A 26,016-nucleotide genomic window follows, 5' to 3' on the forward strand; every position below is an offset into this window, starting at 1 on the left:
CCGAGGAGGCAATCATGAGTGAGAACGACAAAACAAAGGGCGTCAGTCGACGAACGGTGCTGGGTACGACAGCGGCTGCAGCGGGCGTGGGCCTGGCGGGCGGAGCGGCGATGAAGGACGGCCGCGGATTCGTCTCGACCGCCGACGCTCAGACGAAGGCACCTGCGGCGCCGCCGGCACGACCGGCGGTGCAGAAGACGGAAGTGGCGCCCGGCGAGCTCGACGAATATTATGTGTTCTTCTCGAGCGGCCAGTCCGGCGAGATGCGGATCGTCGGCCTCCCCTCGATGCGCGAGCTGATGCGCGTCCCGGTGTTCAACCGCTGCAGCGCGACCGGCTGGGGCCTGACCAATGAAAGCCTCAAGGTTCTGACCGAGGGGCTGCAGCCCGCCACCCGCGAATTCCTCAAGACGCGCGGCGGCACATTCACGAACGGCGACCTTCACCATCCGCATATCTCCTTCACGGACGGCACTTATGACGGCCGCTATGCTTTCATGAACGACAAGGCCAACACGCGCGTTGCGCGGGTGCGGCTTGATGTCATGAAGTGCGACAAGATCATCGAGCTGCCTAATCAGCACACGGTTCATGGCCTGCGATTGCAGAAATATCCGCGCACCGGCTATGTATTCGCCAACGGCGAGGATGGCGTGCCGTTGCCGAACGACGGCAAGATTCTCGATGACGCCAAGCAATACCGATCGATTTTCAGTGCCATCGATGGCGACACCATGAAGGTTGCGTGGCAGGTGATCGTCAGCGGCAACCTCGACAACGTCGATTCCGACTATCAAGGCAAATACTGCTTCTCGACCTGCTACAACGGCGAGGAAGGCGTTACGCTGGCGGAGATGACCGCCAACGAGCAGGACTGGGTCGTCATCTTCAACATCAAGCGAATTGAGGAGGCCGTCAAGAAAGGCGACTTCAAGGAAATGAACGGCGTGCCCGTGATCGACGGCCGCAAGGGGTCGGCCTACACGCGCTACGTTCCGGTCTCGAACAATCCGCACGGCATGAACACGGCGCCAGATGGCATCCACATCGTTGCCGCCGGCAAGCTCTCCCCGACGGTCACCGTCATGGACGTGCGGCTGTTCGATCAGTTGTTCGACGATAAGATCAAGCCGCGCGACGTCGTTGTCGCCGAGCCCGAGCTCGGCCTCGGACCGCTGCACACGGCGTATGACGGCAAAGGCAATGCCTATACGACCCTGTTCCTCGACAGCCAGGTCGTCAAATGGAACATCGATCTGGCCAAGCGGGCCTTCAAGGGAGAAAAGGTCAACCCCATCATCCAGAAGCTCGATGTGCACTATCAGCCGGGTCACAACCACAGCTCCATGGGGCAGACCAAGGAGGCGGATGGCAAATGGCTGATCTCCCTGAACAAGTTCTCGAAGGACCGCTTCCTGAACGTCGGGCCGCTCAAGCCGGAGAACGATCAGCTGATCGACATCTCAGGCGACCAGATGAAGCTGGTCCATGACGGCCCGAGCTTCGCCGAACCGCATGACGCCACCATCGTCCACCGTTCCAAGATCAATCCGATCTCGATCTGGGACCGGGCAGATCCGATGTTTGCGGATGCGGTCAAGCAGGCCAAGGCGGACGGCATCAATCTGGAGGCGGATTCAAAGGTCATTCGCGACGGCAACAAGGTACGCGTCTACATGACGTCAACCGCGCCTGCGTTCGGCCTCGAGACGTTCGACGTCAAACAGGGTGACGAGGTGACCGTCTTCATCACCAACATCGATGCGGTCGAGGACCTGACGCACGGTTTCTGCATCGTGAATTACGGCATCCAGATGGAAATCGCGCCGATGGCGACCGCATCTGTCACGTTTACGGCCAACAGGCCGGGAGTTTACTGGTATTACTGCTCCTGGTTCTGCCACGCCATGCACATGGAGATGAAAGGCCGGATGTTCGTTGAGCCGAAGTCGGTCTGACGGGAGCGACCTCGTGAACCTTCTGTTGCGCATGTTTCCGGCGGCGTTGATCGCCGCCGGAATGTCTGGCTTCGCTGATGCAGAGACCTTGACGGCTTCGCCCGGCCGGCCGCTGCAGGCGCTGCTGGATGGCGCGCGCGCCGGCGACATCATCGAGCTCGCGCCGGGCGAATATCACGGTTCGGTCCGGATCGATCGCCCGTTGCAGCTGATCGGCAAACAAGGGGCGGTACTCGACGGCGACACCACCGACAACGTCATTACAGTCAGCGCGCCAGACGTCACGGTCCGCGGCGTGACCATCCGGGGATCCGGCCGCGATCTGCAGGCCATGAATTCCGGAATCTTCCTGCAAAAGACGGCCGAACGGGCGACGATCGAAGACAACCATCTGGCAGGAAACCTCTTTGGCATCTACGTGCACGGCGCCCGGGGATCCCGAGTCGTTCGCAACGATGTCGAGGGACTGCGCGGCGGACGTCTCAGCGAGGCCGGTAACGGCGTCTCGCTTTGGAATGCGCCCGACGTCACGATCGCAGACAATACGTTTCGCTACGGCCGCGACGGAATCTTCTCGATCTCCAGCAGCAAGGACCGATTCATCAATAATCGTTTCGACCAAGTCCGTTTCGCGATCCATTACATGTACACCAATGACAGCGAAGTCAGCGGCAACGTATCGGTCGGTAACCACGTCGGATATGCCATCATGTATTCGAACCGGCTGGTGATCCGTGGCAACATCTCCGATCACGATCGCGACCACGGATTCTTGTTCAACTACGCGAACTACGCGGAGATCAACGGCAACCGCGTCACGGGCGGCCCATTGAGCTCGATGATGGATGGGACGGACAGCGGTCCCGACGACGAGCGAGGGATGCTTCCGGAGCCGGTGCGGACGCGCCCTCTCCGGAGCGGCCCCGAAAAATGCGTGTTCATCTACAACGCCAATCACAACAAATTCCGCAACAACTGGTTCGAGCGCTGCGCCATCGGCGTGCACTTCACCGCCGGTTCCGAAGGCAACGAGATCACGGGCAATGCCTTCGTCGACAACGCCAACCAGGTGAAGTACGTCGGCACCCGGGACCTGGACTGGTCGACCGGCGGGCGCGGCAATTACTGGAGCGACAATCCGGCGTTCGACCTCAATGGGGACGGAATCGCCGATACCGCGTACCGGCCGAACGATCTCATCGATCGCGTGTTGTGGACCGCGCCCGCCGCCAAGGTCCTCATCAACAGCCCCGCGGTCCAGGTGATCCGCTGGGCGCAGGCGCAATTCCCGGCGCTGCTGCCGGGCGGCGTCGTCGATAGCCACCCTCTGATATCTCCGCCCCCGCGCCGCACGGCCAATGAGGCGCGATGATGAAGACAGTGCGCATCTTGGACGTCACGAAAGACTACGGCAGCGTCAAAGCCGTCCGCGGCGCTTCGTTCGCGCTCGGCGAAGGCGAGCTGGTGGCCCTGATCGGCCACAACGGCGCCGGCAAGACAACGCTCATGAAACTGATGCTGGGGCTGATCCGGCCGACCAGCGGCTCGATCGAGGTCCTCGGAGACAATCCTGCCGCCGGCGAATTCGCAGGTCGCCGCCAGCTCGGGTACCTGCCCGAGAACGTCTCCTTCGACGCCGCGCTGACCGCCCGCGAGACGCAGGCCTTCTACGCGAGGCTGAAGCGCGAGCCGGTGGCGACGGCACTCGATCTGCTCGACGCCGTGGGATTGGGAGCGGCCAGCCGTCGCCGGGTCGGCACCTATTCGAAGGGCATGCGCCAGCGCCTGGGACTTGCGCAGGCGTTGATCGGACGTCCGCGGGTGCTGCTGCTGGACGAGCCGACCACCGGACTTGATCCGGAGCTGCGTCAGACCTTCTACGACGTCATCCAGCGGCTTGCGGCCGATGGTGCAACCGTGCTGTTGTCATCTCACGCGCTCACCGAGCTCGAGGAGCGCGCCGGCCGGGTCATCATCATGAACCGGGGCATCAAGGTCGCGGACGGATCGATCGCGGAGCTGCGGCGGCTCGCCCAGCTGCCCACCAGGATCCGCCTCAAGGTTGCGGGCCTCGATCCGAGCGGGCTGCCGGGCTGGGCCCCACAGGACGCGACCTGCCGCCGCTTGAACGGCCACATCGTCGAGATCGACGCCGCGCCGGAGCGGAAGATCGAGCTCTTGCACCGCGCGACGGCCTCGGGCAACTCCGTCGAGGACGTCGACGTGATCCCGCCGTCGCTGGATGAGCTTTACGCACACTTCCTCAGGCAATCGGAGCAGGCTCCATGAATGTCCTGATCGTTGCTGCCAAGGAGATCCACCAGGCCATCCGCAATCGTTGGGTGCTTGCGGCAACGCTGCTACTCGCCGGACTTGCGCTGACGCTGAGCTTTCTCGGCAGCGCGCCAACCGGGAATGTCGGCGTTCGCACGCTGGACGTGGTCATCGTCAGCCTGTCGAGCCTGACGATCTTTCTCGTTCCGCTGATCGCGCTGCTGATCTCTCACGACGCCATCGTGGGCGAGATGGAGCGCGGAACGATGCTCTTGCTGCTGAGCTATCCGGTCGCGCGATGGCAGGTGTTGCTCGGCAAGTTCCTGGGGCATCTCGCTGTTCTCGCCTTCGCGACGTGTCTCGGCTACGGGCTTGCCGTCGGAGCATTGGCGGCGACCGGCAGCCGCATCGATACCGATAGCCTGCTGGCTTTCATGACCATGATCGGCTCCTCCGTGCTGTTGGGCGCAGCTTTCGTGGCGATCGGATATCTGGTCAGCGCGCTTGTGCGGGACCGGGGAACGGCAGCCGGAATCTGCATCGGGCTGTGGCTGCTGTTGGTCCTGATCTACGACATGGCCCTGCTGGGTGTGCTTGCGCTCGACCAGGGACGCAACATCTCCGCGACCGCGCTCAACGCGATGCTGCTGTCGAATCCGACCGACGCCTACCGGCTGATCAATCTGACCGGGTTCGCCAATGTCAGCACTTTTGCCGGCATGGCCGGCCTTTCGCAAAGCACGTCGCTGACAGTGCCGGTCCTTCTGGCCGCCCTGCTCTGCTGGACCATGGTTCCGCTGGCCCTCGCTGCGCTTGCTTTCTCCCGGAGAGAGCTATGAGACGGTGGGCCATGGCTTGCGCATTATTGCTGCCGCTCGCGCTTGCAGGCTGCAATGAGAAACAGGCAGCGAAAATCCCGCCGCCGCAGCGGATGACCGCCGAGGACATCGGCCATTATTGCGGCATGAACGTGCTCGAGCATCCGGGCCCAAAGGGGCATATCTTCGTCGCGAGCCTGATTGAGCCCGTCTGGTTCTCGTCCGTGCGGGACACGCTTGCGTTCACCCATCTGCCGGATGAGCCCAAGGACATCCAGGCGATTTACGTCTCCGACATGGCCAAAGCACCGAGCTGGGACAAGCCTGGTCCCGACAACTGGGTCGAGGCGCGGAAGGCGCTGTTCGTGATCGAAAGCCGGGTCAAGAGCGGCATGGGAGGGGATGAGGCCGTTCCGTTCTCTGACCGCGGCGCAGCCGAGAAATTTGCCGGCGAAAATGGCGGCAGGATCGTTGGCTTCGACGATGTGCCCCGTGACTACGTCCTGACGTCGGCGACTGCCAACATTGGCGCGGCGTCCGAGGGAATTGACGGACTGCCGGGCGAGCGATCGAAGGGGCAACCATGATGCGAATGCCGACGCGCCGACGCTTTATCCGGATCAGTGCCGCAGCGGCGGGCCTGGGCCTGCTATCCACGGGACGCTCCGTTCGCGCCGACGTCTCGCCGGCAGTCTGGCGAGGCACGATGCTGGGGGCAGTCGCGACGATGGAGATCCACTGCAACGATCGCAGGCGGGCGGAACGGCTGATCGCGCTGGCTTGTACCGAGGCGCGCCGGCTCGAGCGGCAGTTCAGTCTTTACCTGGACGACTCCGCCTTGGTCGCATTGAACCGTACCGGGATTCTGGTTGATCCCACTGCCGAGATGGTCGATTTGTTATTGGCCTCGCAGCACTACTCACGGCTGACGGGCGGATTTTTCGATGTAACCGTGCAGCCGCTGTGGGACCTCTACGCCAGCCATTTCGCGCGAGATGACGCGAATCCGGCCGGCCCGGCAGCAGCGGAGATCGAGGCCGCGCTCGCGCGCGTCGGGAGCGGCCGCATGACGGTCGGCCGCGATCGGATCGTGATGCCCCGCGGCATGGCCGTCACTCTGAACGGAATTGCGCAAGGCTATGTCACGGACAAGGTGGTGGACTTACTGCGCGCCCACGGTATCTCCCAAAGCCTGGTCGATATGGGGGAAGCGCGAGCGATTGGCGCGCGCCCGGACGGACAACCATGGGAGGTCGGCGTCGCCGATCCGGATATCGCGGGCCGGACGGCAGCGGTGCTGCCAATCGTCGATCGTGCGGTGTCGACCTCGGGCAGCTACGGATTCCGGTTCGATCCGAAGGGACAATTCAACCACCTGTTCGATCCCCGAACGGGCGGATGCGCTCGCCGTTATCGCAGCGTGACCACCGTGTCCCACAGCGCGACCGCGGCAGACGCGTTGTCGACGGCGTTCAGCTTCATGCCGGAAGAGGAGATTCGATCGTTGCTGCCGCGTGTCGATATCGACCGCGTGCATCTCATCGATGATGCCGGCCAATCGGTGGAACTCACGGCTTAGCCGAGACGGACATCGCCCTTGAACTGCGCGTCGGCGTTCGACCTGCCGTTTCGGCGGTCTTGCCGAGCAATGGCGCAAACTGCTCTGCGGTCACCGTTTCATTTGCGATCAGCAACTCGACACCGGCCTCAAGGTCCGCTCGGCGTTGTTGCAGGATATCGCGGGCGCGACGGTCGCCCTCCTCGACCAAGTTCCGCACCGCAAGGTCGATCTCACGGCCCGTGGCTTCCGCAGCCGCAACGATTGCGTCCTGGGGGGCGGCAACAAAGGCTTGCGGTTTCGGCGCATAGGTGCGTTGTCCCACCGTCTCGTCCATGCCGTATTTGGTCACCATTTCAATGGCGACTTCGGTTGCTCGTTGAAGGTCATCAGCGGCGCCGGTCGAAATGGCCCCATCGAAAATCAGGTGCTCCGACGCACGCCCTCCCATCAGCACCGCGATTCGGTTCTTCAGCTCCTCGACCGTGAGCAAGAACCTGTCCTCGGTCGGACGCTGGATGGTGTACCCCAGCGCCCCGATTCCACGCGGGACGATCGACACTTTCTGCACGGGATCGACGCCGGGCAGGCTCGCTGCGACGAGGGCATGTCCCATCTCGTGATACGCAACCCTGCGCCGCTCGTTCTTGCCGAGCACCCTGCTCTTCTTTTCGATCCCGGCCACGATCCGCTCGATCGCCGTGACAAAATCCGCGAAGGAGACCTCCTCGCCGCTCCGCCTGGTCGCGGCGATCGCGGCTTCGTTGATGAGGTTGGCGAGATCGGCTCCGGTGAACCCGGTGGTGAGACTGGCTACCTTGTCAAGGTCGACGTCCTCGCCCATGTGGATCTTGCGGACATGCACCTTGAGAATGGCCACACGCCCGGTCTTGTCCGGCCGATCGACGAGGACCTGTCGATCAAACCTGCCGGCCCGCAGCAGCGCGGGATCCAGGATCTCGGGGCGGTTGGTGGCTGCGAGCAGGATGACCCCTGCGCTGGGATCAAATCCATCGAGCTCGGACAGGAGCTGGTTAAGGGTCTGCTCTTTCTCGTCGTAGCCGCCGACCGACAGCGGCCCGCGGCTGCGTCCCAGCGCGTCGAGCTCATCCACGAAAATGATGCACGGCGCAGCCTTGCGTGCCTGCTCGAACAGGTCCCGAACGCGCGCGGCGCCAACTCCGACGAACATCTCGACGAATTCCGAGCCGGAGATCGAGAAGAACGGAACCCCGGCCTCGCCCGCCACCGCGCGGGCGAGCAAGGTCTTTCCCGTTCCCGGCGGCCCGACCAGCAATATTCCCTTTGGCACATGAGCGCCCAAGCGGCCGTAGCTCTTGGGATCCCTCAGAAATGAAACCACTTCCTGAAGCTCGAACTTCGCCTCGTCGACGCCGGCGACATCGGCAAAGGTGACCTTGATGTCCTTTTCGGCATAGACCTTGGCGCGGGACTTCCCAATCGCCATCAGCCCTCCGAATCCCTGGCCGCCGGTCACACCGCGCCCAAGCCAGAACCAGATCAGGAAGAAGACGATGACCGGGAAGATCCAGGACAGCAGGCTTTGCAGTCCGCTGCTTGACGGCACGCCGGTCACGCTCACGCCCCTTGCCGCAAGCTTTTCGGCCAACGCCAGATCAACCCGCGCAGTGACGAACGCCGATTTTCTGCTCGGCAGCGGTTCCTTCAATTTTCCCTGGATTGTATCCGAACCGACGGACACCTCGGCGAGCTTTTCCTGGGCGAGCAATTGCTCAAACTGGCTGTAGGGGATGGTCTCGATTGAATTGTATGTGGTTGTAATGAACTGCAACACGACGAGCAGTATGCAGCCCACAAAGATGGCGGCCATCGTTATGGTCTGCTTGCGCGATATTTGCTCGGAGTCCACCTGCTTCTCCCATCGACCTCGACCGCAACCGAAACGCTACCGGTGCAGCGGCGATTTCCCCTTGACGCAGGTCAACGCGACGCCAGCGGTGCCATGGCGCGGGGTCCGCCCAAAGGCACTCGTTGCCTGGAGCTCCCAGCGCGTCTTCGTGGCCTACGGACATTTCCCTAGGTGAAGGGCCCGAATTTCGGTCGTCGGACCGAAGCGCTAGTAAGTATTTCGCCAGCACATCGGCTCGTCGACAATGGAGCCTGCAGTGAATCACTCGGTCTACACCGCAGATAAGGCAACCCACCTGAAGGTGGTCATTTCTGTGCTGCTCATCAACATTACCGTCATGGCGATAATGCTGACCGCCCGGCTGACGCAGCCGGAAGTCAGTGCGGGGGCGGCTGCAACCCTGAGTGTTGACAAGCCACATCCAACCCAAGCTCTTACCGAACTGGCCCGACTAAAGAAGCATCCGATCTAGATCGATTTCGCGGAGGGACCCCAAATGACCAATGAAGCAATCAAGACGCTGATGGTGCTCGCGCTCTACGGCGTGCTCGAAATCACGCTCTTCTGGTCGTCGATCGGCAGGTTGGCAAGGCGTACCGCGCTATCGGGAAACCGTCGCATGATCGACGGCGAGCTCAAGACGCGGCCGGCTGGCGAATAAAGCCGGCGCTTCCCGCTGGGCTACAATGGTTCGTCATCGACAGCGGAAGGCTCCCACTGAAGCGACACGAAATCGCCTCCGCCGTAGTCATCTTCGGGATCGGGTTGGGAGGATTGGAGGCAAAGGCGGTCATCCACCCCTCGAACACCTGGAACGTTCTCGCAAGCCACGGTCACTGCCCGACGCGCATTTTCGCCCCCGATAACGCCACGGAGCGTGACAGTGCCATCCTTCACGCCGACATTCAGGCCGACCGGCTGCCACGGCGTTCGGGCCAGAGCGGCGAGAACGGACCGACGGACCTGATTGTCATCCTTGGAATAGCCGGAGGAGTTCGTCAGCGGGCCGGCGACTGCGGACAGGAAGTCGGATCGGGTGATGATGCCGACGATGCGTTCGCCACGCATGACCGGAACGTGATTCAGATGCCGGCGCTCCATCAAGTCCGCGACCTCAGAAAGCGGCGCCTGCTCGTTGACGGAAACCGGCTGACGAGTCATCACCTGCTCGACTTGGCGTCCGTGTTCCTTCACGAACTCGCCTGCGATCCGATCGGCACCGATCAGCATCGTGAGTAATCGGTTGCGCAAATGCTCCGTCCCGATTTCGCTGCGTCTGAGGAAATCGCTCTCGCACAGGATGCCGACGAGTTTGCCTGCCACATCCACAACGGGCAGGCCGCTGATGTGATGGGCAAGCATCGCCTTGACTGCATCGGCGATCGGGGCCTCAGGCCGTATCATCACAACCCGTCGTGACATTATCTGATGCGCGCGCATGTCTTCCGCTCCGGAAATGCCCAAGAGGTATGTGCCGTGACAGACGACGTCTTGATCAAGATCAAGGCCGAGAGAGGCCGGGACGTCATTCTGACAATCGATATCGGAACACTTCGAACATGCTATTCCGGGCGGTTTTGTTGGTTGCGATCCTGGTCACGCCGTCGGCCTCCGGCGCTGCGACGCCAGCCGATGTGTCTGCGACGTTGTCTGACCTCATGACGAAACTCCAGCTCCAGCACGCAAAGTTATGGTTTGCGGGCAAGCTGAGCAACTGGGCCTTGGCGGGCTACGAGCTTCAGCAGATCGACGCGAACCTTGAAGCTACCAGCAAGTTGCTGACGGATCCGTCGCGAGTCGATCGCGCCAAGGAACAGCTAAAGGCGGTGCGCCAGGCACTCCAATCAAAGAACGTCCCGGCGTTCATGACGTCGTATGCCTCTTTGACCAACGAATGCAACGGTTGCCACCGGGGCAGCGGATATGCCTCGATCACAATTCAAGTGCCGCTCACCTTGCCGGTCCCCAATCAGTTATTTGTCGACCAGGTGTCCGAAGGGCGCGCACTTGTCCACGCATCTTGCGGAACGTGCCACGCCGTCACCGACGCTGTGAAGGAAGCGCCCCCGCTCCGTCCACCGCCACCAGGCTTCCTGGAGATCGTCAACCGCCCGTCGTTCTCCGCCGACGACCTCCGGCAGTTCTTGACATCAAACCACCGGCGAATTGGACCAAGTCAAGCCATGCCGAATCCGAGGCTTTCCGAATATCAGATAGAAGCGATCGTGGCTTATCTCGAGACATTGCGAGCAGACCAGCGGCGCTGAGAGGCGCAGAACGGGCGCGCAGCTCGAATGTCATAGCGATCTCGCGCACTCTAGCGCAGCGGCAGTTGTTCGAGCTGGCTCTGCGCTTTCTTGACAGTTGCCGCGAACCAGCTCTGGCTCGGTGCCTCCTTGGCGAAGCATTTGGTGTAGGCGTTCATCGCCTGATCTTCCTTGGCCAGGGCGTCCTGCGGGGCCTTCCTGGCCATCATCTGCTTCCAGACTTTTTTGCAAGCCGGGATTTCGGCCGTCTTCGCGGCTTCGCTTGCCGCGAGGAAGTAAACCTTGTCGCCCTGGATCGCAACGACGTCGATCTCGTGCGGAGGTCCCTTCAGGTCACCGTTGCCACGCACGCCGAGCACAGCTACGGCCGCACTCGCGGATGCGGGCTTCGTGATTGGCAGCTCGGCATATTTGGCGAAGGCCGCGTCCTGGATCGCCTGATAGTAGAAGCGATCTGATCGAAGCGCCGCATCGACCTCCTGCGGCACGCCGTCCTTGCTGTGCTCGTGCAGCCAGTGCTTGAGCAGCGACGTCGTGGTCACCACGGCCTGCTGCTTGTCGCCTTCCATGGCGAAGCCGAGCCCGTCGAGATGGCCAAAGCCGATGTCTTCCTTGAACAGCGTGTCGACATTCGACTTGCCGTCGGCCGGCAGACCCTTGATCCTGACCGGCCCCACCAGCCCGCGCAGCACCCCGGTCAGTTCGTCGAGCGCCGCGTCGTGCTGCTTGTACGTTTCGTCGTCCTCCTTGGTCTTCGCGAACTTCGCGATATAGCGGTCGCGCAGATCGAGATAGTGCTGCTCGGGCGCGGCGGCATGTGCTGCCGTGGCGAAGGCGAGCAGGCAGAGCAGGGCAAGCGATCTCATTGCGATGTCCGGAAGGCCAGGAAGCGACTCCAGTCTTTGTGGCCGTGCCGGCCCCGAAGGTTCATCCCCCGCGGTGGGCCCTGCCCGGCCGGAACCAATCCTTCACCATGGCCTACGGGTTCGATTGAGCCCCGGGAACCCCGGCGGTAAAATCGGCCGCAGAGTTTTCAGCAAGTGCCGGGCATCTGGGGGCGACGTCCATGAGCGAATTGCGCGCTGCGACCAGGCAAACCACGGCCAGGACCGGGATTATCGAGTTCGACGGCGCGAGGGGCAGCGTGAGCATCCCCTGCACCATCGCCGATGTGTCCTGCACCGGCGCGCGGCTGAGGCTCGACTGGTCGCTGGCGTTTCCGAAGGAGGCCACACTGGTCTTTGCCAACGGCTTGCGAAAGGTTTGCCGGATCGCCTGGCAGAAGCGGCGGTTGCTCGGCGTCACCTTCGCCGATGGCGTCGCGAGCGCGGACGAGCAGGCCCTCATGATGACCGAGGAAGAGCAGGTCCTGCACCGTCGCCATATCGGCACGCAGGTCAAGGGAGCCCGCGAGGCGCGCGGCTATACCGTGGCCCAGATTGCAAACCACGTCGGGGTCTCGCCCGAATTCATCTCTCGCGCCGAAAACGGCGAGATCAGCATCCCGCTCCACCAGCTCACGCACATGGCCGATCTGCTGCTGGTCGATCTCGACAGTCTCGTTGCAGGCCCGGCCTCGATTGCATTGCCGCCAGCTGGGCCGCACGCGTCTGCCGGGGCCCTCCTTTGCTAGCCTTGTGGCTGCACGAGGCGCCGCCTGAGTTCTTCGGTGTCCCCGAGGAGAGTTCGGATCAGCGGTGCCGCAGCCGGCGATTGACCCGTCGCGCCAGATAGTCGCCTGCGCTCTGGACGAGCTGTACCAGCGCGATCAGCATGACGACGACGGCCAGCATCATCTCCGGCATGAAGCGCTGGTAGCCGTAACGGATGCCGAGATCGCCAAGCCCGCCGCCGCCGACGGCGCCAACCATGGCGGAGTAGCCGAGCAGGCTGACGACCGCGAGGGTCAGCGCCAGCAGCAGGCCTGGCAGCGCCTCCGGGATCAGCACCTTGAACACGATCTGGATTGGGGAAGCCCCGAACGAGGACGCGGTCTCGATCAGGCCGCCATCGACTTCGCGGATTGCAGCTTCGACCAGGCGCGCGATGAACGGCGCTGAGGCGATCGTCAGCGGCACAATCGCCGCAGTCGAGCCGATCGAGGTGCCGGCGATCAGCCGCGTAAACGGGATGATGGCGACGACCAGAATGATGAAGGGCGTCGAGCGCGTCGCATTGACGACGATGCCGAGCACGCGATTGACCGTCGGGGCTGCGAACAATTCGCCTTTCCGGCTGGTCGCAAGGAAGACGCCGAGCGGCAGGCCGAAAGCGGTGCCGAGCAGCGCGGCGATGCCGACCATGTACAGGCTCTCGAAGGTGGCCTGGATGATGAGGTTGATGAGTTCAGGCGACATAGCCGAGACGCTCCGCCGGGAATTGATGTTGAGACAGCCAGGCCAGCGTGCGCGTCGCCGCGTCTTCGCCGCCGGAAATACTCAAGGGAATGCCGAGCACCAGCGAGCCGACATGCTGGCCGCCGATCTCGTCGATGCGCGCAGACAGCAGCGAGACGTCGAGGGCGAGCTCGCGGGCGAGCCGTGCAATCAGGGTATCGCCGGCTCCTGCCCCGCGCACCTGGACGCGGATCACGGCGTGGCTGCCTGGCTCCTGCACGATCCGGCTGGCCAGCGAAACCGGCAGGCTGTCGCCCGTGACCTCGGCCAGGAACGACTGCGTAATCGGGTGCTTGGGTTGGGTGAAGATGTCGGCGACATGGCCGCTCTCGACGACCCGGCCAGCATCTAACACAACGACTTCCTTCGCGAGCTGGCGCACCACGGACATTTCGTGGGTGATCAGCACGATGGTCACGCCGAGTTCGCGGTTGATATTCGCAAGCAAATCGAGAATCGCGCGGGTGGTCTGCGGATCGAGCGCGGAGGTCGCCTCGTCGGACAGCAATACGCTAGGCCGCGTCGCCAGCGCGCGGGCGATGCCGACGCGCTGCTTCTGGCCGCCAGAGAGTTCCGACGGATAACGGTCGTGCTTGTCGGCGATGCCGACGAGGGCGAGCAGCTCGGTCACGCGGGCCTTGATATCGACCTTGGACCAGCCGGCGATTTCGAGCGGCAGCGCGATGTTGTTGGCGGCGGTGCGCGAGGATAGCAGGTTGAAATGCTGGAAGATCATGCCGATCGACCGCTGCGCCAGCCGTAAGTCCCGCCCCGTGAGCGCCGAGATGTCTCTGTTGTCGACGACGACGCGGCCGGTGGTCGGCTTCTCCAGCCCGTTGATGAGGCGGACCAGGCTCGACTTGCCGGCACCGGAGCGGCCGATCACGCCAGTGATGGAGCCGCGTGCAATCGCGAAGTCGATGCCCTGCAGCGCATTGACGCCGGGCTTGCCGCGATAGGCGGGATAGGTCTTCGAGATATCAGCGAAGCGGACCATCGCCTCCGGCTCCGCCGGTGCGTCTCGGATCTCGACCGGCTCTCCGATCACCAGCGAGGGGTGCGCATTCATGGAAACGGCTTTCATGCACGATGTTTAGCTCGCCCGCCCGAAAGGCTCGCGAGAACCAGGTCGTTCCAAAACGACGGAGGGTGGAACAATGGCAGGGTGCCGATGGCGACGCTGCATTGCAGTGCACCATCGCCTTTTCCGGTCTTTCTTGCAATGTCAGATATTTGCGGGGATTGGGCGAAGTTTTCCCAATCTCCTGCCCCAGCAGAAAATTCGTCTTCCGGTACTATCGGCCTGCGGCAGGCTCACCGGACCATTGCCAGCCAGGGCAGCACGATCGCCAGCAGCCCGGCGAAATAGAGCACCCCGAACAACAGGCCAAAGCCCCAGAACTGGCCCTTCCCGATATAGCCGCTGCCATAATACATCGGCGCCGGCCCGGTGGCGTAAGGCGAGATCACGCCCATCAGGCCGAGCGAATACATGCAGAGCATCGCAAGCGTCGTCACGGGGAGATCTGGGATGCCGGAGCCGACCGCGAGCACCACCGGCAGCACGGCAGCCGCATGCGAGGTGATGCTCGAGAAGAAATAATGGATCCAGAAGAACAGCGCGACCAGCAGGATCATCGCAGTCGACGGTGCGAGCCCCGTGAGCGGCTTTGCAAATTCATTGGCGAACCATTTGATGAAGCCGATCTCGTTCAGCCCCGAGGCGAGCGTCAGCAGCGAGGTGAAATAGAAGAACACTTCCCAGGCGCTCTTCTCACTGACGATGTCGGCAAACTCGATCACGCCGGTCACCAGCATCAGGGAGATCACGATGAACACGACCGTGGTGGCATTGACGAAGTTCGAGCCGAGCAAGGGCACACGGATGTCAGGGCTCGAGCCCGCGATCCACATGAACATCGCGAGCACGATCAGCGCCAGCATGATCCACTCGTTGCGCGACATCGGGCCCATCTCGCCGAGCTCCTTCGCTGCCCATTCGGAGATCTCGGGACTACGCTTCACCTCGGGACGGCAAACGAGATAGCCGAGCAGCGGCACGATGATCATCAGGAGGATGCCGAGCGGCGCAAAGCCCATGAACCATTGCGCCCAGCTCACCTCGACGCCGACGGTCTTCTTGGCGATCGCAAGCGCTGCCGCATTGGGCGCGAGCGCAGTGAAGAACAGCGAGCTGGTGATTGCGGTTGCCGCGAACGCGGTCCACATCACATAGGTGCCGATCTTGCCGGCGGTCGGTCCGGGCTCGGAGCCATAGATGCGCGGGATGTTGCTGATGATGGGATAGACGATGCCGCCGCTGCGCGCGGTGTTGGACGGCGTCGCGGGTGCGAGCAGGAAGTCCGACATCGCGACCGCATAGCCGAGCCCGAGCGTGTTGCGGCCGAGCTTCTGCACCAGCACCAGCGCGATGCGCCGGCCGAGCTGGCTCTTGCGGTAGCCGATCGAGAATACGAAGGCGCCGACGATCAGCCACACCGTGCTCTCCGCAAAACCCGCCAGCATCCAGCGCAGCGATTTGTTGGGATCGGCATCGATGTAACCGCCGACGCCGGCGACGGTGAGTCCGATCAGGCCGACCGCGCCCACCGGCATCGATTCCAGGATCAGCCCGGTGATGACGGCCGCGAACACGGCAAAATAGTGCCACTGATTCACGTTGAGGCCTGCCGGCACCGGCAACAGATAGATCGCCAGCCACACCACGAGCGGCGCAATGAGTTTCCAGCGAAAGCCTTTCGCCTCAGGTGCCTGCGAACTGGCGGTCATGCGCCCTCCCCCTCAATCGCCTCGGTATCGTGCGGCCCGTTGGCCGAGCCTTCCCCGCGCGGCGTATACGGATTGTCCGCGGCTTGATCAATGGGACGGGATCTACCGTCCTCGGAACCTTGGCTTGCGGCGGCTGAGGAACGCCTCGACGCCCTCCTTGTGGTCCTCGCTCAGGCTTGCCAGCGCGAACTGGTCGACATCCATGTGGCTGGCGAGGTCATCCAGCGCATGCGCGAGCCGGTTGACGGTCAACTTGGTCATGGCGACCGAGAGCGGCGGCTGCGCGGCCACCTTGCGAGCCAGTTCCATAGCGGCATCGAAGGCATGGCCGGGGTCGACGACCTGCTCGACCAGGCCCCATTCATAGGCCTCGTCGGCGGAGATGCGCTCATCGGCAAGGATCACCGCCTGCTTGGTGCGGGCCGGCCCCATCAGGTGCAGCATCCGCGGGATGCTCTGCCAGCTCATGTTCATGCCGAGCCCGATCTCGGGCACGCGCAGATGCGCGTCGCGCCCTATGACGCGGAAGTCGAGTGCGACCGCAAGCGCCACGCCGCCGCCGACGCAAAAGCCTTCGATCGCCGCGATCGTGATCTGCTCCATCTCCTGCCAGGCATGTGTCAGGCGCGGCCCGAGCTTGAGATGCCGCCGCCGCGCGCCGAGATCCATATCCTTGCGCGAGCGGCCTTCGGCATCCTTGAGGTCGAAGCCGGCGCTGAACGCGCTGGTGCTGCCCGTCAGCACCACGACGGAGGTTGTCTCGTCGTCTTCAAAGCTCCGCGCCGCCGCCGTGAGCTGGCGCAGCGCTTCGGGCGACAGCGCGTTGATGCCGTCATGGCGGTCGAACCGCACGATCGCGATCCGTCCCTCCGGCCCGTGCCCCTTCTCGATCGTCACATAGTCCGTCAAGGCAAGGCTCCTGCTCTTGTTGGTCCCGGATCTTGGTTTTGGATCGCTCACAAATGTCCGGTGCGCCGGTGTTCCGGCTCACTGCCACCAACCGGAAAGCGAATGGTGGTGCCGAGTGTGATCCAGTTGGCATTCTCGCCGGCGATGTTGCGGCCGTAGATCACATCGACGGAGAAGATCTCGTTTGGCCGGTAGCGGATTCCGGTCTGGAAGCGCGGCTGCACGACGCTCTGGACTTCGGAAGCGCCGGCCTGGCCGTAGGCCTCGATCGTCCATTGCAAGGTGTCGGTGAATTTCCAGTCGAAACCGATGCCGTAGGTCAGATAGTGGCGATCCAAGGTGCGATCCCAGAGCCAGCCGCCATTGACGTTGATACGCGTGGTTTCGGAAAGGCGGAACGTTGCAGGGATGACGGCAAAGGCGGTCAGCATTTCGCCGGTCGCCGCGTCGAATGATCCGCCGCCATAGGCCGACAACCCCCACCGGCCGATCCCGGTCGGGATGAAGTTGGTCTTGGCTTTCGGTGCAATGGTGGTGCTCCAATCGCCGTCGCTGCGGGACCGGATCGTCTGTATGCTCAGCTCGATCGGCCTGAAGGGATCGACGACGCAGGAGGGATTGGCGACTCCCGCGAAGTCGGTGTTGGTCGCCATCGACATCCTGCTTTCCACTTTGCAGGAGCCGACCTCGGAGATGTCGGCGGCATCCACCGCATAGGCGCCATTCGCAGCGCGCGCATCCTGCGCCGAGAATGCGACGAAAGCAGCGATCGCGGTGGTGATTCCGATTTGTTTGGCCCAGCCCATGGCGCGATGTTAGCAGAGTCTTCGCCTCGACAAGGCCCGGATTCTCGGACTATCTTCGCGGCTATGAACGAGCATCATCACGACCACGATCACGATCACTCAGAGCTGTCGGAGACCGAGCTGCGCGTGCGCGCGCTCGAGACGATCTTGACCGAAAAAGGGTATGTCGAGCCGGCCGCGCTCGACGCCATCATCCAGGCCTATGAAACCAAGATCGGCCCGCACAACGGGGCGCGCGTCGTCGCCAAGGCGTGGACCGATCCGGCGTTCAAGAAAGCGCTGCTGGAGGACGGCTCCAGGGCGATCGGCACGCTCGGTCATGTCAGCCGCGTCGGCGATCATCTCGTCGTGGTCGAGAATACGCCTGAGCGTCACAACATGGTCGTGTGCACGCTGTGCTCCTGCTACCCCTGGGAAATGCTGGGGTTGCCGCCGGTCTGGTACAAGGCCTCGCCGTACCGCTCGCGCGCGGTGAAAGACCCGCGCGGCGTGCTCGCCGATTTTGGCGTGAGCGTGCCGAAGGACACTGAAATCCGCGTGTGGGATTCCACGGCCGAGACGCGCTTCCTCGTGCTGCCGATGCGCCCCGCGGGCACCGAAGGCTGGAGCGAGGAGCAGCTCGCCGCGCTTGTCACGCGCGACTCCATGATTGGGACCGGTTTTCCCAGGACACCCGGAGCGGCGTCGTGAACGGCGTGCACGACATGGGCGGCATGGATGGCTTCGGCAAGGTCGAGCCGGAGCCGAACGAGCCGGTATTCCACGAGGCGTGGGAGTCCCGCGTGCTGGCGATGGTGCGCGCGATGGGCGCCGCCGGCGCGTTCAACATCGACACGTCGCGCTTCTATCGCGAGATGATTCCGCCGCACGTCTATCTCTCGAGCTCCTACTACAAGAAGTGGTTCCTCGGCCTCGAGGAGATGCTGATCGCGAAGGGCTACCTCACCCGCGAGGAGGTTACCGCCGGCCACGCGATGAAGCCTGGCAAGGCGCTGATGCACGGCAAGTTCGATCTCGCCAATGTCGAGCGCATCATGGTGCGCGGCCAGTTCGCCCGCCCGGCCCCTGCGCCCACCAAATTCAACATCGGTGATCGCGTGCGCGCGAAAAACATTCATCCGACCACGCACACACGGCTGCCGCGCTATGTCCGCGGTCATGTCGGCGTCGTGGAGCTGAACCACGGCTGCCATGTGTTTCCGGACTCGGCGGCGATGGAGCTCGGCGAAAATCCGCAATGGCTCTACACGGTCGTGTTCGAGGGGCGCGATCTCTGGGGCGCGGATGGTGATCCCACGCTAAAGGTCTCGATCGACGCGTTCGAGCCTTATCTGGATCCGGCATGATGAGCAGCACGCTCGCTGCCGCCGTGACTACGGCTATTCCAAGCATCCCGCGCGATGACGACGGCCCGGTGTTCCGCGCGCCCTGGGAGGCGCACGCCTTCGCGATGGCGCTCAGGCTGCATGACCGTGGCGTATTCACCTGGCCGGAATGGGCCGCAGCGCTGGCGGACGAGATCCAGCGTGCCCAGGCCGCGGGGGATCCTGACACGGGCGACACGTATTATCTGCACTGGCTCGCCACGCTCGAGGGCCTCGTCGCACGCAAGGGCGTCGCATCAATGGATACGCTGCATCGCTACCGCGACGCCTGGGATCATGCTGCGGACCGCACCCCGCACGGCAAGCCGATCGAGCTCAGGCCAGAGGATTTTGCGGGATAGCCTCGTTTGCAGCCGGCGGTCGGAATTGGCCGACGGCTGCCGTCCCTATGATGCGAAATCGTGGCTGCAAAGGAACACGGCCGCCCGATCGGACGGCCGTCGATATTTGTATCGGCTCAGGCGAGACGAAGACCGGCGGCTCTGGCCTTCTTGCGATAGGCTACGAAGCCGACGCCGGCAAAGCCGAACAGCATCATCGCCCAGGTTGACGCTTCGGGAACGGCGGTCACAGCGTCCGGATAAAGACCGAAGCCAAGTTGCTTGAAGTCGTCGAAACCCAACCCCTGGCCCTGGATCGTGATCGACTTGATCAGCTCGCCGGTCCCCTTCTTTGCTTCAAAACCGATCGGCGAAAAGTCGCCGTTATCAGTAATCTTGAAGTTGAATACAGAACCGTGCTGATCCGTTATCGTCACCGTAATGAACTGATCGGCATTCGTGTGCACCGCCCCGCGGAACGAGAACTCGTTGAACGCTGTTCCGTTTTCAGGCGTGATCCAAAGCGTATTGATCGGGGTGATCGTGCCCTTGTTCTTGATCCCGTCGATGGACGCCGCCCCATTCGCGGTCGAAACGTCGACATTCGCCATGAAGTCGATCTTCACCGATCCAGACATTCCATAGAATGTGTGACCGGCTACGGTCGTCGCGGTCTGACTCATGTTGACACTCGCCGCAACGGGATTGCTTCCCGGAACCACGCCGTTGATGTCGTTTGCGAACACGAAATCGGCTCGGGCAGGCGATGCGGCAAGGGCGGCCGCAGACGTCGCCAAAATTGCAAAGATCGCGCTTGTCTTAAATCTGGTCACGTATGAACTCCCTACTGAAAAAACGGAATATTTATTGGTCGCAAAAAATGTTCGCTTAATTGCACTTTAATTGATTGATCAGGTCGCGTCAAAGGTTTCGGGAAAACATGGCAATTGCGTCTCTCTTAACTCGTCTACCTATTTGTTTTTTAGTAACATTTGCCTTTTGAGAGCGTTTCGATAAACGGGATAATTAACCATTCCCGGGCAGGCGATGCGGTAATATCCAACCCTATCCTGCTGCAATTTGGGTCATGGTGTTATTTAATTCGGAAAGTAGGCGCACGCTCGATTCCCGTCGGTGGACACCCACGCTCCGCGCGACCGAATGGCCGCTGACGATCGCGGCTACGATCGCATCTGAGCGTACTCCGCCCAGCCCTTCGCCCGCAGGCTGCACGCCGGGCATTCGCCGCACCCATAACCCCACTCATGCTGCGCGCCGCGTTCGCCGAGATAGCAGGTGTGCGACTGCTCGCGGATGAGATCGACCAGCGCGTCGCCGCCGAGATCGTGCGCCAGCTTCCACGTCGCGGCCTTGTCGATCCACATCAGCGGCGTGTGCAGCTCGAAGGCTCTCGCCATGCCGAGCGAGAGCGCGGACTGCACGGCGCGGATGGTGTCGTTGCGGCAGTCGGGATAGCCGGAATAATCGGTCTCGCACATGCCGCCGACGATGTGGGTGATGCCGCGGCGATACGCGAGTGCCGCGGCAAACGTCAGGAACACCAGATTGCGGCCGGGCACGAATGTGTTTGGCAGCCCATCGGCGCCCATCGCAATCGCGACGTCGCGCGTCAGCGCGGTCTCGGACACAGCCGCCAGCGTCGGGATCGACAGCGTGTGGCTCTCGCCGAGCTTTGCGGCCCAATCGCCGCGAAAGGCTTTGATGCCGTCGAACAGCCGGTCGCGGCAGTCCAACTCGACGGCGTGGCGTTGCCCATACTCGAACCCCAGCGTCTCCACGCGCGCAAAGCGGCTGAGCGCCCAGGCAAGGCACGTGGTGGAATCCTGGCCGCCGGAAAACAGCACCAGCGCGGCTTGTGATGAAAATGCGTCGCTCATGGGATGCGCTTTAGCATTGCAGGTCCGGCGCGCCAATCGGTGGAAATCGGCCTGTTCCGCTGCGCCCCGCTGGGAACGGCGGCCCGGTTTTGGCATAAGGCTTGGGACCGAGGAGACTGCCCCGCAATGACCCCTTCCCGCGACATTTCCCGCCTGATCGAGATCATGGCGGCGCTGCGCACGCCGGTGACCGGCTGTCCCTGGGACCTGGAGCAGAATTTCGCGACGATCGCGCCTTACACGATCGAGGAAGCCTACGAGGTGGTTGACGCCATCGACCGCGGCGACCTCGACGATCTCCGCGAGGAGCTCGGCGACCTCCTGTTGCAGGTGGTGTTCCACGCCCAGATGGCTTCGGAGCAGAACGCCTTTGCGTTCGGTGACGTCGTCGAGGCCATCACGCGAAAGATGATCCGGCGCCATCCCCATGTCTTCGCCGACAAGGATGGCAATCTCGCCTCCTCCCACGTCAAGGAAGTCTGGGACCGGATCAAGGCCGAGGAGAAGGCCGAGCGCGCCGCCCGCCGACCGCCGGAGGTCACGCCGCCGCACAAATCCCTGCTGTCGGGCGTCAAGGCCGGCCAGCCCGCGCTGACGCGCGCCATGGAGCTGCAGCGCAAAGCCTCCACCGTCGGCTTCGACTGGAACGACCCGCGCGCCGTCCTGCAGAAGATCCGCGAGGAAGCCGACGAGATCGAGGCCGCGCTCGGCCGCAACGACAAGCGGGAGATCGCGGAGGAAACCGGCGACCTCATGTTCGCCCTCGTCAACCTCGCCCGCCATGTCGACGCCGATCCGGAAGCCGCTCTGCGCGCGACCAACGCGAAGTTCGAGCGGCGCTTTGCCTATATCGAGCGGGCGCTGGAGGCGCAGGGGCGCACGCTGGAGCAGGCCTCATTGGTGGAGATGGATGCGCTATGGAATGCGGCGAAGACGGCGACTTGATACGAGGGCACGCAGTGGAAATCAGACAAGACGATCCTAAGGCGCCACACGTCGCCGAGTTGCTGGCGCACCATCTGGAAGAGCTGCGTAGCGTCATGGGCGAACATGCGCAGGCGCTCGATGCGAGTGGCCTGTCGGCTCGGTCCGTGACGTTCTGGACCGCCTGGCAGGATGGCCTGCTGGCTGGGTTCGGTGCCCTGAAGCAGTTGGACGAAACACATGGCGAAGTGAAGTCGATGCGCGCCGCGCTCAAAGCGCGGCGGACCGGAGCCGGACGCACGATTCTGAACCACATCATTGCTGAGGGCCGCAAGCGAGGTTATGCGCGTCTCAGCCTGGAGACCGGGACTGCCCCGCTGCACGCGCCCGCCGTCGCGCTCTACCGCAGCGCCGGCTTCGTGTCCTGCGCGCCGTTCGCCGACTATCAGGCGAGCCCGCACAACCAGTTCATGAGTCTCGACCTGTCGAGATGATGATCTCGGTGCGTCGCCCGGACGGAACGCAGCGCAATCCGGGCGCCGAAGGCCGCTAGATTACGTGGCGTGATGCGGCACGGCGTCGAACCTGTTGACCACGATATCCCGCTTGGTCTCGTCCACCCGCACGGTCATGTCGAAGCGGCCGTCGTGTAGCTCCTTGGCCAGCACCTCGGAATTGCGGTGCAGCCAGGAGATGCCGGCGCCATCGGCGGCATCGATGGAGAGGTCGAGCGTGGTGCGTTTGGCGGCGAGCCGTTCCTCGATCGCGCCGAGCAGCGCGTCGATCCCCTCGCCTGACACGGCCGAGACCAGCATCGCCGGATGATCTTCGGGCCGGCGCGCCGCGATATTCAGAAGCTCTTCGCGTTGTTCGGGATCGTAGCGATCGATCTTGTTCCAGACCTCGATGATGCGGCCGCTGTCGTCCGGGTTGATGCCGAGCTGGCGCAGCACGGCGTCGACGTCGCTCTGCTGTGCTTCGGCGTCCTCGTGCGAGATGTCGCGGACATGCAGGATGACGTCGGCCTCCAGCACCTCCTCCAGCGTGGCGCGGAAGGCGGCGACGAGCTGGGTCGGCAGATTGGAGATGAAGCCGACCGTGTCCGACAGCATCGCCTTGCCGCCATGCGGCAGGTTGAGCGCGCGCAGAGTCGGATCGAGCGTGGCGAACAGCATGTCGGCGGCCTGCACGTCGGCGCGGGTCAGGCGGTTGAACAGCGTCGACTTGCCGGCGTTGGTGTAGCCGACCAGCGCGACCACGCGATACGGCACGCGCTGGCGGCCGGCGCGATGCAGCCGTCGTGTCGCCTGGACCTTTTTCAGCTCGCTCTCGAGCTTGGTGATGCGCTCCTGGATCAGGCGGCGGTCCGCTTCGATCTGCGTCTCGCCGGGGCCGCCCATGAATCCAAAGCCACCGCGCTGGCGTTCCAGATGGGTCCATGATCGCACTAGGCGCGAGCGCTGATAGTTGAGATGCGCGAGCTCGACCTGGAGCGAGCCCTCCTTGGTCTTGGCGCGGCGACCGAAAATTTCGAGAATGAGCCCGGTGCGGTCGAGCACCTTGGCATGCAGTTCCTTCTCGAGATTGCGCTGCTGGATTGGCGCCAGCGCGCAGTCCATCACCACGAGCTCGACATCGAGGCTCTTGGCGAGAGCCGCGATCTCCTCGACCTTGCCCTTGCCAATATAGGTCGCGGGTCGGATCTGGTTGATCGGTGCGATGATCGAATCGGCCACGACGAGATCAATCGCACGCGCAAGGCCTGCGGCTTCATCCAGCCGGGCCTCGGCGTTGCGCTGGACGTGACTCTCCGTTTGCGCGTCGGCATTCCCCGCACGCAGCCGCAAATAGGGGCCGATGACAAGCACCCGCCCCGTCTGCTTAGCCCCTGCCGACCGTGGACGATCGGCATCCCCGTCGAAATTCCGGGGTTCCAATCAGATCACTCTCAAGCCGGCTGATCCTCGCCGCCTTCGAACAGCTGGATCGGAGCGCCCGGCATGATGGTCGAGATCGCATGCTTGTAGACGAGCTGCGAGTGACCGTCGCGCCGAAGCAGCAAACAGAAATTGTCGAACCAGGTCACGATGCCCTGGAGCTTCACTCCGTTGACCAGAAAGATCGTCAGTGGCGTCTTGGTTTTGCGAACGTGATTAAGGAAGGTGTCCTGTAGGTTTTGTGCGCGGTCTGCCGCCATTGTTTTTTTCTCGCTTTGAGTTTCTTTTTATTGCGCCGGTTGCGGCCCTGTTTTGAATGTTTGGGCCTTCTCCCGGTTGCCGTCCCTCATGAGATCCCCCTCTAGGGAACAGCAGGTTGATTAGAAGGCAGGTGGACATTTTAGGCAAGCCGCTTCACGCGGCAGGGCGCGTTCCAAAGCCCCGAAAAACTACGGAAATCGATTGATTTTCCTTTGGTATCGCCCGTGGCCACAGGGCTTGCAGCCCTCAACCAACGCCCAATGCCTTCAACTTCCGGTGTAGCGCCGAACGTTCCATGCCAACAAACTCCGCCGTTCGAGAAATATTTCCTGAAAAACGGCTGATCTGGGCAATCAAATAGTCGCGCTCGAATACTTCACGTGCTTCCCGCAGCGGCAGGCCCATGATGTGTTCGCCATTGTTGCTTGTCGGCATCGCCGGGACCATCGAGCCGACGTCCTGCGGCAGCATATCGGCGGTGATGATCACCTCAGGGCCACCGGCGGCCAGAATCATGACTCGTTCGACGTTGTTGCGGAGCTGGCGCACGTTGCCCGGCCAGACATGCGATTGCAGCACCGCCATCGCGTCCTGCCCGATCTGCCGTTTGGGCAGGCCGCTGCCGGCCGAGATCTGCTCCATGAAATAGTCGATCAACTCGGGAATGTCCTCGCGCCGTTCTGACAGCGCGGGCACGCGGATCGGCACCACCGAGAGCCGATGATAGAGGTCCTCGCGGAAATGGCCGGCCGCGATCTCCTCTTCGAGATTGCGCGCGGTGGACGAGATGATGCGGACGTCGACCTGGACCTTGGCGGTGCCGCCGACGCGCTGGAACGACTGCTCGACCAGCACGCGCAGGATCTTGTTCTGCGTCTCGCGCGGCATGTCCGCGATCTCGTCGATGAACAGCGTGCCGCCATGCGCCTCCTCGAGCGCGCCGGGCTTGCGCGGCTGCTCGCCGTTGGATTGCTCGACGCCGAACAGCTCGTGCTCCATCCGCTCCGGCGTGATTGCCGCGGCGTTGATGACGACGAATGGACCGTCCGCGCGGCCCGAGGCCGTATGCAGCGTGCGCGCGGTCAATTCCTTGCCGGCGCCGGCAGGGCCGACGATCAGGATGCGGCTGTTGGCCTTCGCCGCACGCTCAATAGTCTGGCGCAGCTGGTTCATGCTCGGCGAACGGCCGACGAGCTGGCTGGCGCTTGGCGCGAGCTGCTTCAGCTCCTTTACCTCGCGCTTGAGCCGCGAGTTTTCCAAAGCACGGTTGGCGACCAGAATGAGACGGTCGGCCTTGAACGGCTTTTCGATGAAGTCATAGGCGCCGCGCTTGATCGCGGCGACCGCGGTCTCGATGTTGCCGTGGCCGGAGATCATCACCACAGGCAGATCGGCATTGTCCTTTTTGACCTGTTCCAAGAGCTGCAAGCCGTCGAGCTTGGAGCCCTGCAGCCAGATGTCGAGGAACACCAGGTGTGGCCGGCGGTTGGCGATTTCTGCCAGCGCGGAGTCGCTGTCACGCGCTGTCCGCGTGACAAACCCCTCGTCTTCGAGGATGCCTGCAACGAGATCCCGAATATCGGCCTCATCATCGACAATCAGAATTTCACTTGCCATGGGTCGC

28 protein-coding genes and 1 pseudogene are annotated in these 26,016 nt (G+C 63.1%); 16 read left to right on the top strand and 13 right to left on the bottom strand.

All coding sequences use genetic code 11. The features are described 5' to 3' along the window. The first annotated feature begins 14 nt into the window (after nt 1-14). From nosZ to ACWAT4_RS20615, 6 genes are read left to right on the top strand one after another with little or no spacing between them, the layout of a single operon-like run. Nucleotides 15-1,958, top strand: coding sequence for a TAT-dependent nitrous-oxide reductase (gene nosZ / locus ACWAT4_RS20590; RefSeq protein WP_449727900.1), 1,944 nt, complete (start codon nt 15-17; stop codon nt 1,956-1,958). Between the two features lie 13 nt (nt 1,959-1,971). Then, on the top strand, nt 1,972-3,330 hold the full coding sequence (locus ACWAT4_RS20595) for a nitrous oxide reductase family maturation protein NosD (protein WP_212427455.1): 1,359 nt from the start codon (nt 1,972-1,974) through the stop codon (nt 3,328-3,330). Then, entirely contained in the window at nt 3,327-4,247 is a 921-nt protein-coding gene (locus tag ACWAT4_RS20600) for an ABC transporter ATP-binding protein (RefSeq protein WP_449727901.1), read from the top strand. Before ACWAT4_RS20595 ends, ACWAT4_RS20600 begins: the two co-directional genes overlap by 4 nt. Beyond that, nucleotides 4,244-5,071: an ABC transporter permease gene (locus ACWAT4_RS20605; RefSeq protein ID WP_449727902.1), complete on the top strand. Its 828-nt coding sequence runs from the start codon at nt 4,244-4,246 to the stop codon at nt 5,069-5,071. The genes ACWAT4_RS20600 and ACWAT4_RS20605 overlap by 4 nt, the downstream gene beginning before the upstream one ends. Next, on the top strand, nt 5,068-5,637 hold the full coding sequence (locus ACWAT4_RS20610; RefSeq protein ID WP_449727903.1) for a nitrous oxide reductase accessory protein NosL: 570 nt from the start codon (nt 5,068-5,070) through the stop codon (nt 5,635-5,637). The genes ACWAT4_RS20605 and ACWAT4_RS20610 overlap by 4 nt, the downstream gene beginning before the upstream one ends. Further along, entirely contained in the window at nt 5,634-6,629 is a 996-nt protein-coding gene (locus ACWAT4_RS20615; protein ID WP_449727904.1) for an FAD:protein FMN transferase, read from the top strand. The genes ACWAT4_RS20610 and ACWAT4_RS20615 overlap by 4 nt, the downstream gene beginning before the upstream one ends. Here the strand turns inward: ACWAT4_RS20615 and ftsH are convergent. Next, nucleotides 6,619-8,460, bottom strand: coding sequence for an ATP-dependent zinc metalloprotease FtsH (gene ftsH / locus ACWAT4_RS20620; protein ID WP_449727905.1), 1,842 nt, complete (start codon nt 8,458-8,460; stop codon nt 6,619-6,621). The genes ACWAT4_RS20615 and ftsH overlap by 11 nt on opposite strands. A gap of 295 nt (nt 8,461-8,755) precedes the next feature. On the opposite strand from ftsH, the gene ACWAT4_RS20625 reads away from it, so the two are divergent. Both ACWAT4_RS20625 and ACWAT4_RS20630 read left to right on the top strand, forming a co-directional pair. Further along, the gene (locus tag ACWAT4_RS20625; protein ID WP_449727906.1) at nt 8,756-8,971 is read left to right on the top strand and encodes a hypothetical protein; all 216 of its coding nucleotides are present in this window, start codon (nt 8,756-8,758) and stop codon (nt 8,969-8,971) included. A 24-nt stretch (nt 8,972-8,995) separates the two neighbouring features. Beyond that, nucleotides 8,996-9,160 carry a hypothetical protein gene (locus tag ACWAT4_RS20630; RefSeq protein ID WP_449727907.1) on the top strand — a complete coding sequence of 55 codons (165 nt, stop codon included), beginning with the start codon at nt 8,996-8,998 and terminating at the stop codon, nt 9,158-9,160. A 20-nt stretch (nt 9,161-9,180) separates the two neighbouring features. On the opposite strand, the gene ACWAT4_RS20635 is transcribed toward ACWAT4_RS20630, so the two are convergent. Beyond that, the gene (locus ACWAT4_RS20635; protein ID WP_449727908.1) at nt 9,181-9,939 is read right to left on the bottom strand and encodes a CBS domain-containing protein; all 759 of its coding nucleotides are present in this window, start codon (nt 9,937-9,939) and stop codon (nt 9,181-9,183) included. Nucleotides 9,940-10,079: 140 nt separating this feature from the next. Here ACWAT4_RS20635 and ACWAT4_RS20640 point away from each other — a divergent pair, with 140 nt between their 5' ends. Further along, nucleotides 10,080-10,766 (top strand): c-type cytochrome, encoded by a 687-nt coding sequence (locus tag ACWAT4_RS20640; protein ID WP_449727909.1) that lies wholly within the window; start codon nt 10,080-10,082, stop codon nt 10,764-10,766. 50 nt (nt 10,767-10,816) lie between these two features. Here ACWAT4_RS20640 and ACWAT4_RS20645 read toward each other — a convergent pair whose 3' ends face one another. Continuing rightward, nucleotides 10,817-11,632, bottom strand: a complete 816-nt coding sequence (locus ACWAT4_RS20645; RefSeq protein WP_449727910.1) for a hypothetical protein — start codon at nt 11,630-11,632, stop codon at nt 10,817-10,819. A 200-nt stretch (nt 11,633-11,832) separates the two neighbouring features. Between ACWAT4_RS20645 and ACWAT4_RS20650 the strand changes: the two genes are divergently transcribed. Continuing rightward, on the top strand, nt 11,833-12,399 hold the full coding sequence (locus ACWAT4_RS20650) for a helix-turn-helix domain-containing protein (RefSeq protein WP_449727911.1): 567 nt from the start codon (nt 11,833-11,835) through the stop codon (nt 12,397-12,399). Nucleotides 12,400-12,457: 58 nt separating this feature from the next. Here ACWAT4_RS20650 and ACWAT4_RS20655 read toward each other — a convergent pair whose 3' ends face one another. The 5 genes from ACWAT4_RS20655 to ACWAT4_RS20675 form a co-directional block, all read right to left on the bottom strand. After that, nucleotides 12,458-13,123, bottom strand: coding sequence for a methionine ABC transporter permease (locus tag ACWAT4_RS20655; protein WP_449727912.1), 666 nt, complete (start codon nt 13,121-13,123; stop codon nt 12,458-12,460). After that, entirely contained in the window at nt 13,113-14,246 is a 1,134-nt protein-coding gene (locus ACWAT4_RS20660) for a methionine ABC transporter ATP-binding protein (protein ID WP_449727913.1), read from the bottom strand. Before ACWAT4_RS20660 ends, ACWAT4_RS20655 begins: the two co-directional genes overlap by 11 nt. A gap of 230 nt (nt 14,247-14,476) precedes the next feature. Then, nucleotides 14,477-15,952, bottom strand: coding sequence for a DASS family sodium-coupled anion symporter (locus tag ACWAT4_RS20665; protein ID WP_449727914.1), 1,476 nt, complete (start codon nt 15,950-15,952; stop codon nt 14,477-14,479). A gap of 102 nt (nt 15,953-16,054) precedes the next feature. Continuing rightward, nucleotides 16,055-16,861: an enoyl-CoA hydratase/isomerase family protein gene (locus tag ACWAT4_RS20670; protein ID WP_449727915.1), complete on the bottom strand. Its 807-nt coding sequence runs from the start codon at nt 16,859-16,861 to the stop codon at nt 16,055-16,057. Nucleotides 16,862-16,908: 47 nt separating this feature from the next. Further along, a complete protein-coding gene (locus tag ACWAT4_RS20675) occupies nt 16,909-17,667 on the bottom strand; it encodes a hypothetical protein (RefSeq protein ID WP_449727916.1) in 759 nt (252 codons plus the stop codon). A gap of 63 nt (nt 17,668-17,730) precedes the next feature. On the opposite strand from ACWAT4_RS20675, the gene nthA reads away from it, so the two are divergent. From nthA to ACWAT4_RS20690, 3 genes are read left to right on the top strand one after another with little or no spacing between them, the layout of a single operon-like run. After that, complete coding sequence (gene nthA / locus ACWAT4_RS20680; RefSeq protein WP_212427441.1) at nt 17,731-18,357, top strand: nitrile hydratase subunit alpha; 627 nt, start codon at nt 17,731-17,733, stop codon at nt 18,355-18,357. Further along, the gene (nthB, locus tag ACWAT4_RS20685; protein WP_449727917.1) at nt 18,354-19,013 is read left to right on the top strand and encodes a nitrile hydratase subunit beta; all 660 of its coding nucleotides are present in this window, start codon (nt 18,354-18,356) and stop codon (nt 19,011-19,013) included. The genes nthA and nthB overlap by 4 nt, the downstream gene beginning before the upstream one ends. Beyond that, nucleotides 19,013-19,393 carry a nitrile hydratase accessory protein gene (locus ACWAT4_RS20690; RefSeq protein ID WP_449731239.1) on the top strand — a complete coding sequence of 127 codons (381 nt, stop codon included), beginning with the start codon at nt 19,013-19,015 and terminating at the stop codon, nt 19,391-19,393. The genes nthB and ACWAT4_RS20690 overlap by 1 nt, the downstream gene beginning before the upstream one ends. Before the next feature lie 116 nt (nt 19,394-19,509). Here ACWAT4_RS20690 and ACWAT4_RS20695 read toward each other — a convergent pair. Then, nucleotides 19,510-19,626 (bottom strand): annotated as a pseudogene (locus tag ACWAT4_RS20695) (PEP-CTERM sorting domain-containing protein); the annotation flags it as partial. 427 nt (nt 19,627-20,053) lie between these two features. Here ACWAT4_RS20695 and ACWAT4_RS20700 point away from each other — a divergent pair. Beyond that, nucleotides 20,054-20,275 carry a hypothetical protein gene (locus ACWAT4_RS20700; RefSeq protein ID WP_212427439.1) on the top strand — a complete coding sequence of 74 codons (222 nt, stop codon included), beginning with the start codon at nt 20,054-20,056 and terminating at the stop codon, nt 20,273-20,275. A gap of 278 nt (nt 20,276-20,553) precedes the next feature. Here ACWAT4_RS20700 and queC read toward each other — a convergent pair whose 3' ends face one another. Further along, entirely contained in the window at nt 20,554-21,270 is a 717-nt protein-coding gene (queC, locus tag ACWAT4_RS20705) for a 7-cyano-7-deazaguanine synthase QueC (RefSeq protein ID WP_212427438.1), read from the bottom strand. A 126-nt stretch (nt 21,271-21,396) separates the two neighbouring features. Here queC and mazG point away from each other — a divergent pair, with 126 nt between their 5' ends. Together mazG and ACWAT4_RS20715 are read left to right on the top strand one after the other, a co-directional pair. Then, a complete protein-coding gene (gene mazG / locus ACWAT4_RS20710) occupies nt 21,397-22,215 on the top strand; it encodes a nucleoside triphosphate pyrophosphohydrolase (RefSeq protein ID WP_212427437.1) in 819 nt (272 codons plus the stop codon). A gap of 14 nt (nt 22,216-22,229) precedes the next feature. After that, nucleotides 22,230-22,688 (top strand): GNAT family N-acetyltransferase, encoded by a 459-nt coding sequence (locus tag ACWAT4_RS20715; protein ID WP_212427436.1) that lies wholly within the window; start codon nt 22,230-22,232, stop codon nt 22,686-22,688. 60 nt (nt 22,689-22,748) lie between these two features. Here ACWAT4_RS20715 and hflX read toward each other — a convergent pair whose 3' ends face one another. The 3 genes from hflX to ntrX all read right to left on the bottom strand — a co-directional run bounded on the left by hflX (nt 22,749) and on the right by ntrX (nt 26,009). After that, on the bottom strand, nt 22,749-24,131 hold the full coding sequence (hflX, locus tag ACWAT4_RS20720; protein ID WP_449727918.1) for a GTPase HflX: 1,383 nt from the start codon (nt 24,129-24,131) through the stop codon (nt 22,749-22,751). A gap of 11 nt (nt 24,132-24,142) precedes the next feature. Continuing rightward, nucleotides 24,143-24,391 carry an RNA chaperone Hfq gene (hfq, locus tag ACWAT4_RS20725; RefSeq protein WP_007591126.1) on the bottom strand — a complete coding sequence of 83 codons (249 nt, stop codon included), beginning with the start codon at nt 24,389-24,391 and terminating at the stop codon, nt 24,143-24,145. A gap of 247 nt (nt 24,392-24,638) precedes the next feature. Beyond that, a complete protein-coding gene (ntrX, locus tag ACWAT4_RS20730) occupies nt 24,639-26,009 on the bottom strand; it encodes a nitrogen assimilation response regulator NtrX (RefSeq protein ID WP_194475938.1) in 1,371 nt (456 codons plus the stop codon). Between the last annotated feature and the right edge of the window lie 7 nt (nt 26,010-26,016).

The sequence above is a fragment of the Bradyrhizobium sp. T-1 genome (assembly GCF_053592855.1).

Bases quoted from the DNA above. Each gene is read 5' to 3' on its own strand.
- nosZ (WP_449727900.1), top strand. From the start codon at position 15: ATGAGTGAGAACGACAAAACAAAGGGCGTCAGTCGACGAACGGTGCTG.
- ACWAT4_RS20600 (WP_449727901.1), top strand. From the start codon at position 3,327: ATGATGAAGACAGTGCGCATCTTGGACGTCACGAAAGACTACGGCAGC.
- ACWAT4_RS20605 (WP_449727902.1), top strand. From the start codon at position 4,244: ATGAATGTCCTGATCGTTGCTGCCAAGGAGATCCACCAGGCCATCCGC.
- ACWAT4_RS20610 (WP_449727903.1), top strand. From the start codon at position 5,068: ATGAGACGGTGGGCCATGGCTTGCGCATTATTGCTGCCGCTCGCGCTT.
- ACWAT4_RS20615 (WP_449727904.1), top strand. From the start codon at position 5,634: ATGATGCGAATGCCGACGCGCCGACGCTTTATCCGGATCAGTGCCGCA.
- ftsH (WP_449727905.1), bottom strand. From the start codon at position 8,460: ATGGCCGCCATCTTTGTGGGCTGCATACTGCTCGTCGTGTTGCAGTTC.
- ACWAT4_RS20630 (WP_449727907.1), top strand. From the start codon at position 8,996: ATGACCAATGAAGCAATCAAGACGCTGATGGTGCTCGCGCTCTACGGC.
- ACWAT4_RS20635 (WP_449727908.1), bottom strand. From the start codon at position 9,939: ATGCGCGCGCATCAGATAATGTCACGACGGGTTGTGATGATACGGCCT.
- ACWAT4_RS20645 (WP_449727910.1), bottom strand. From the start codon at position 11,632: ATGAGATCGCTTGCCCTGCTCTGCCTGCTCGCCTTCGCCACGGCAGCA.
- ACWAT4_RS20650 (WP_449727911.1), top strand. From the start codon at position 11,833: ATGAGCGAATTGCGCGCTGCGACCAGGCAAACCACGGCCAGGACCGGG.
- ACWAT4_RS20655 (WP_449727912.1), bottom strand. From the start codon at position 13,123: ATGTCGCCTGAACTCATCAACCTCATCATCCAGGCCACCTTCGAGAGC.
- ACWAT4_RS20660 (WP_449727913.1), bottom strand. From the start codon at position 14,246: ATGAAAGCCGTTTCCATGAATGCGCACCCCTCGCTGGTGATCGGAGAG.
- ACWAT4_RS20665 (WP_449727914.1), bottom strand. From the start codon at position 15,952: ATGACCGCCAGTTCGCAGGCACCTGAGGCGAAAGGCTTTCGCTGGAAA.
- ACWAT4_RS20675 (WP_449727916.1), bottom strand. From the start codon at position 17,667: ATGGGCTGGGCCAAACAAATCGGAATCACCACCGCGATCGCTGCTTTC.
- nthA (WP_212427441.1), top strand. From the start codon at position 17,731: ATGAACGAGCATCATCACGACCACGATCACGATCACTCAGAGCTGTCG.
- ACWAT4_RS20690 (WP_449731239.1), top strand. From the start codon at position 19,013: ATGAGCAGCACGCTCGCTGCCGCCGTGACTACGGCTATTCCAAGCATC.
- ACWAT4_RS20700 (WP_212427439.1), top strand. From the start codon at position 20,054: ATGTTGACACTCGCCGCAACGGGATTGCTTCCCGGAACCACGCCGTTG.
- queC (WP_212427438.1), bottom strand. From the start codon at position 21,270: ATGAGCGACGCATTTTCATCACAAGCCGCGCTGGTGCTGTTTTCCGGC.
- mazG (WP_212427437.1), top strand. From the start codon at position 21,397: ATGACCCCTTCCCGCGACATTTCCCGCCTGATCGAGATCATGGCGGCG.
- hfq (WP_007591126.1), bottom strand. From the start codon at position 24,391: ATGGCGGCAGACCGCGCACAAAACCTACAGGACACCTTCCTTAATCAC.
- ntrX (WP_194475938.1), bottom strand. From the start codon at position 26,009: ATGGCAAGTGAAATTCTGATTGTCGATGATGAGGCCGATATTCGGGAT.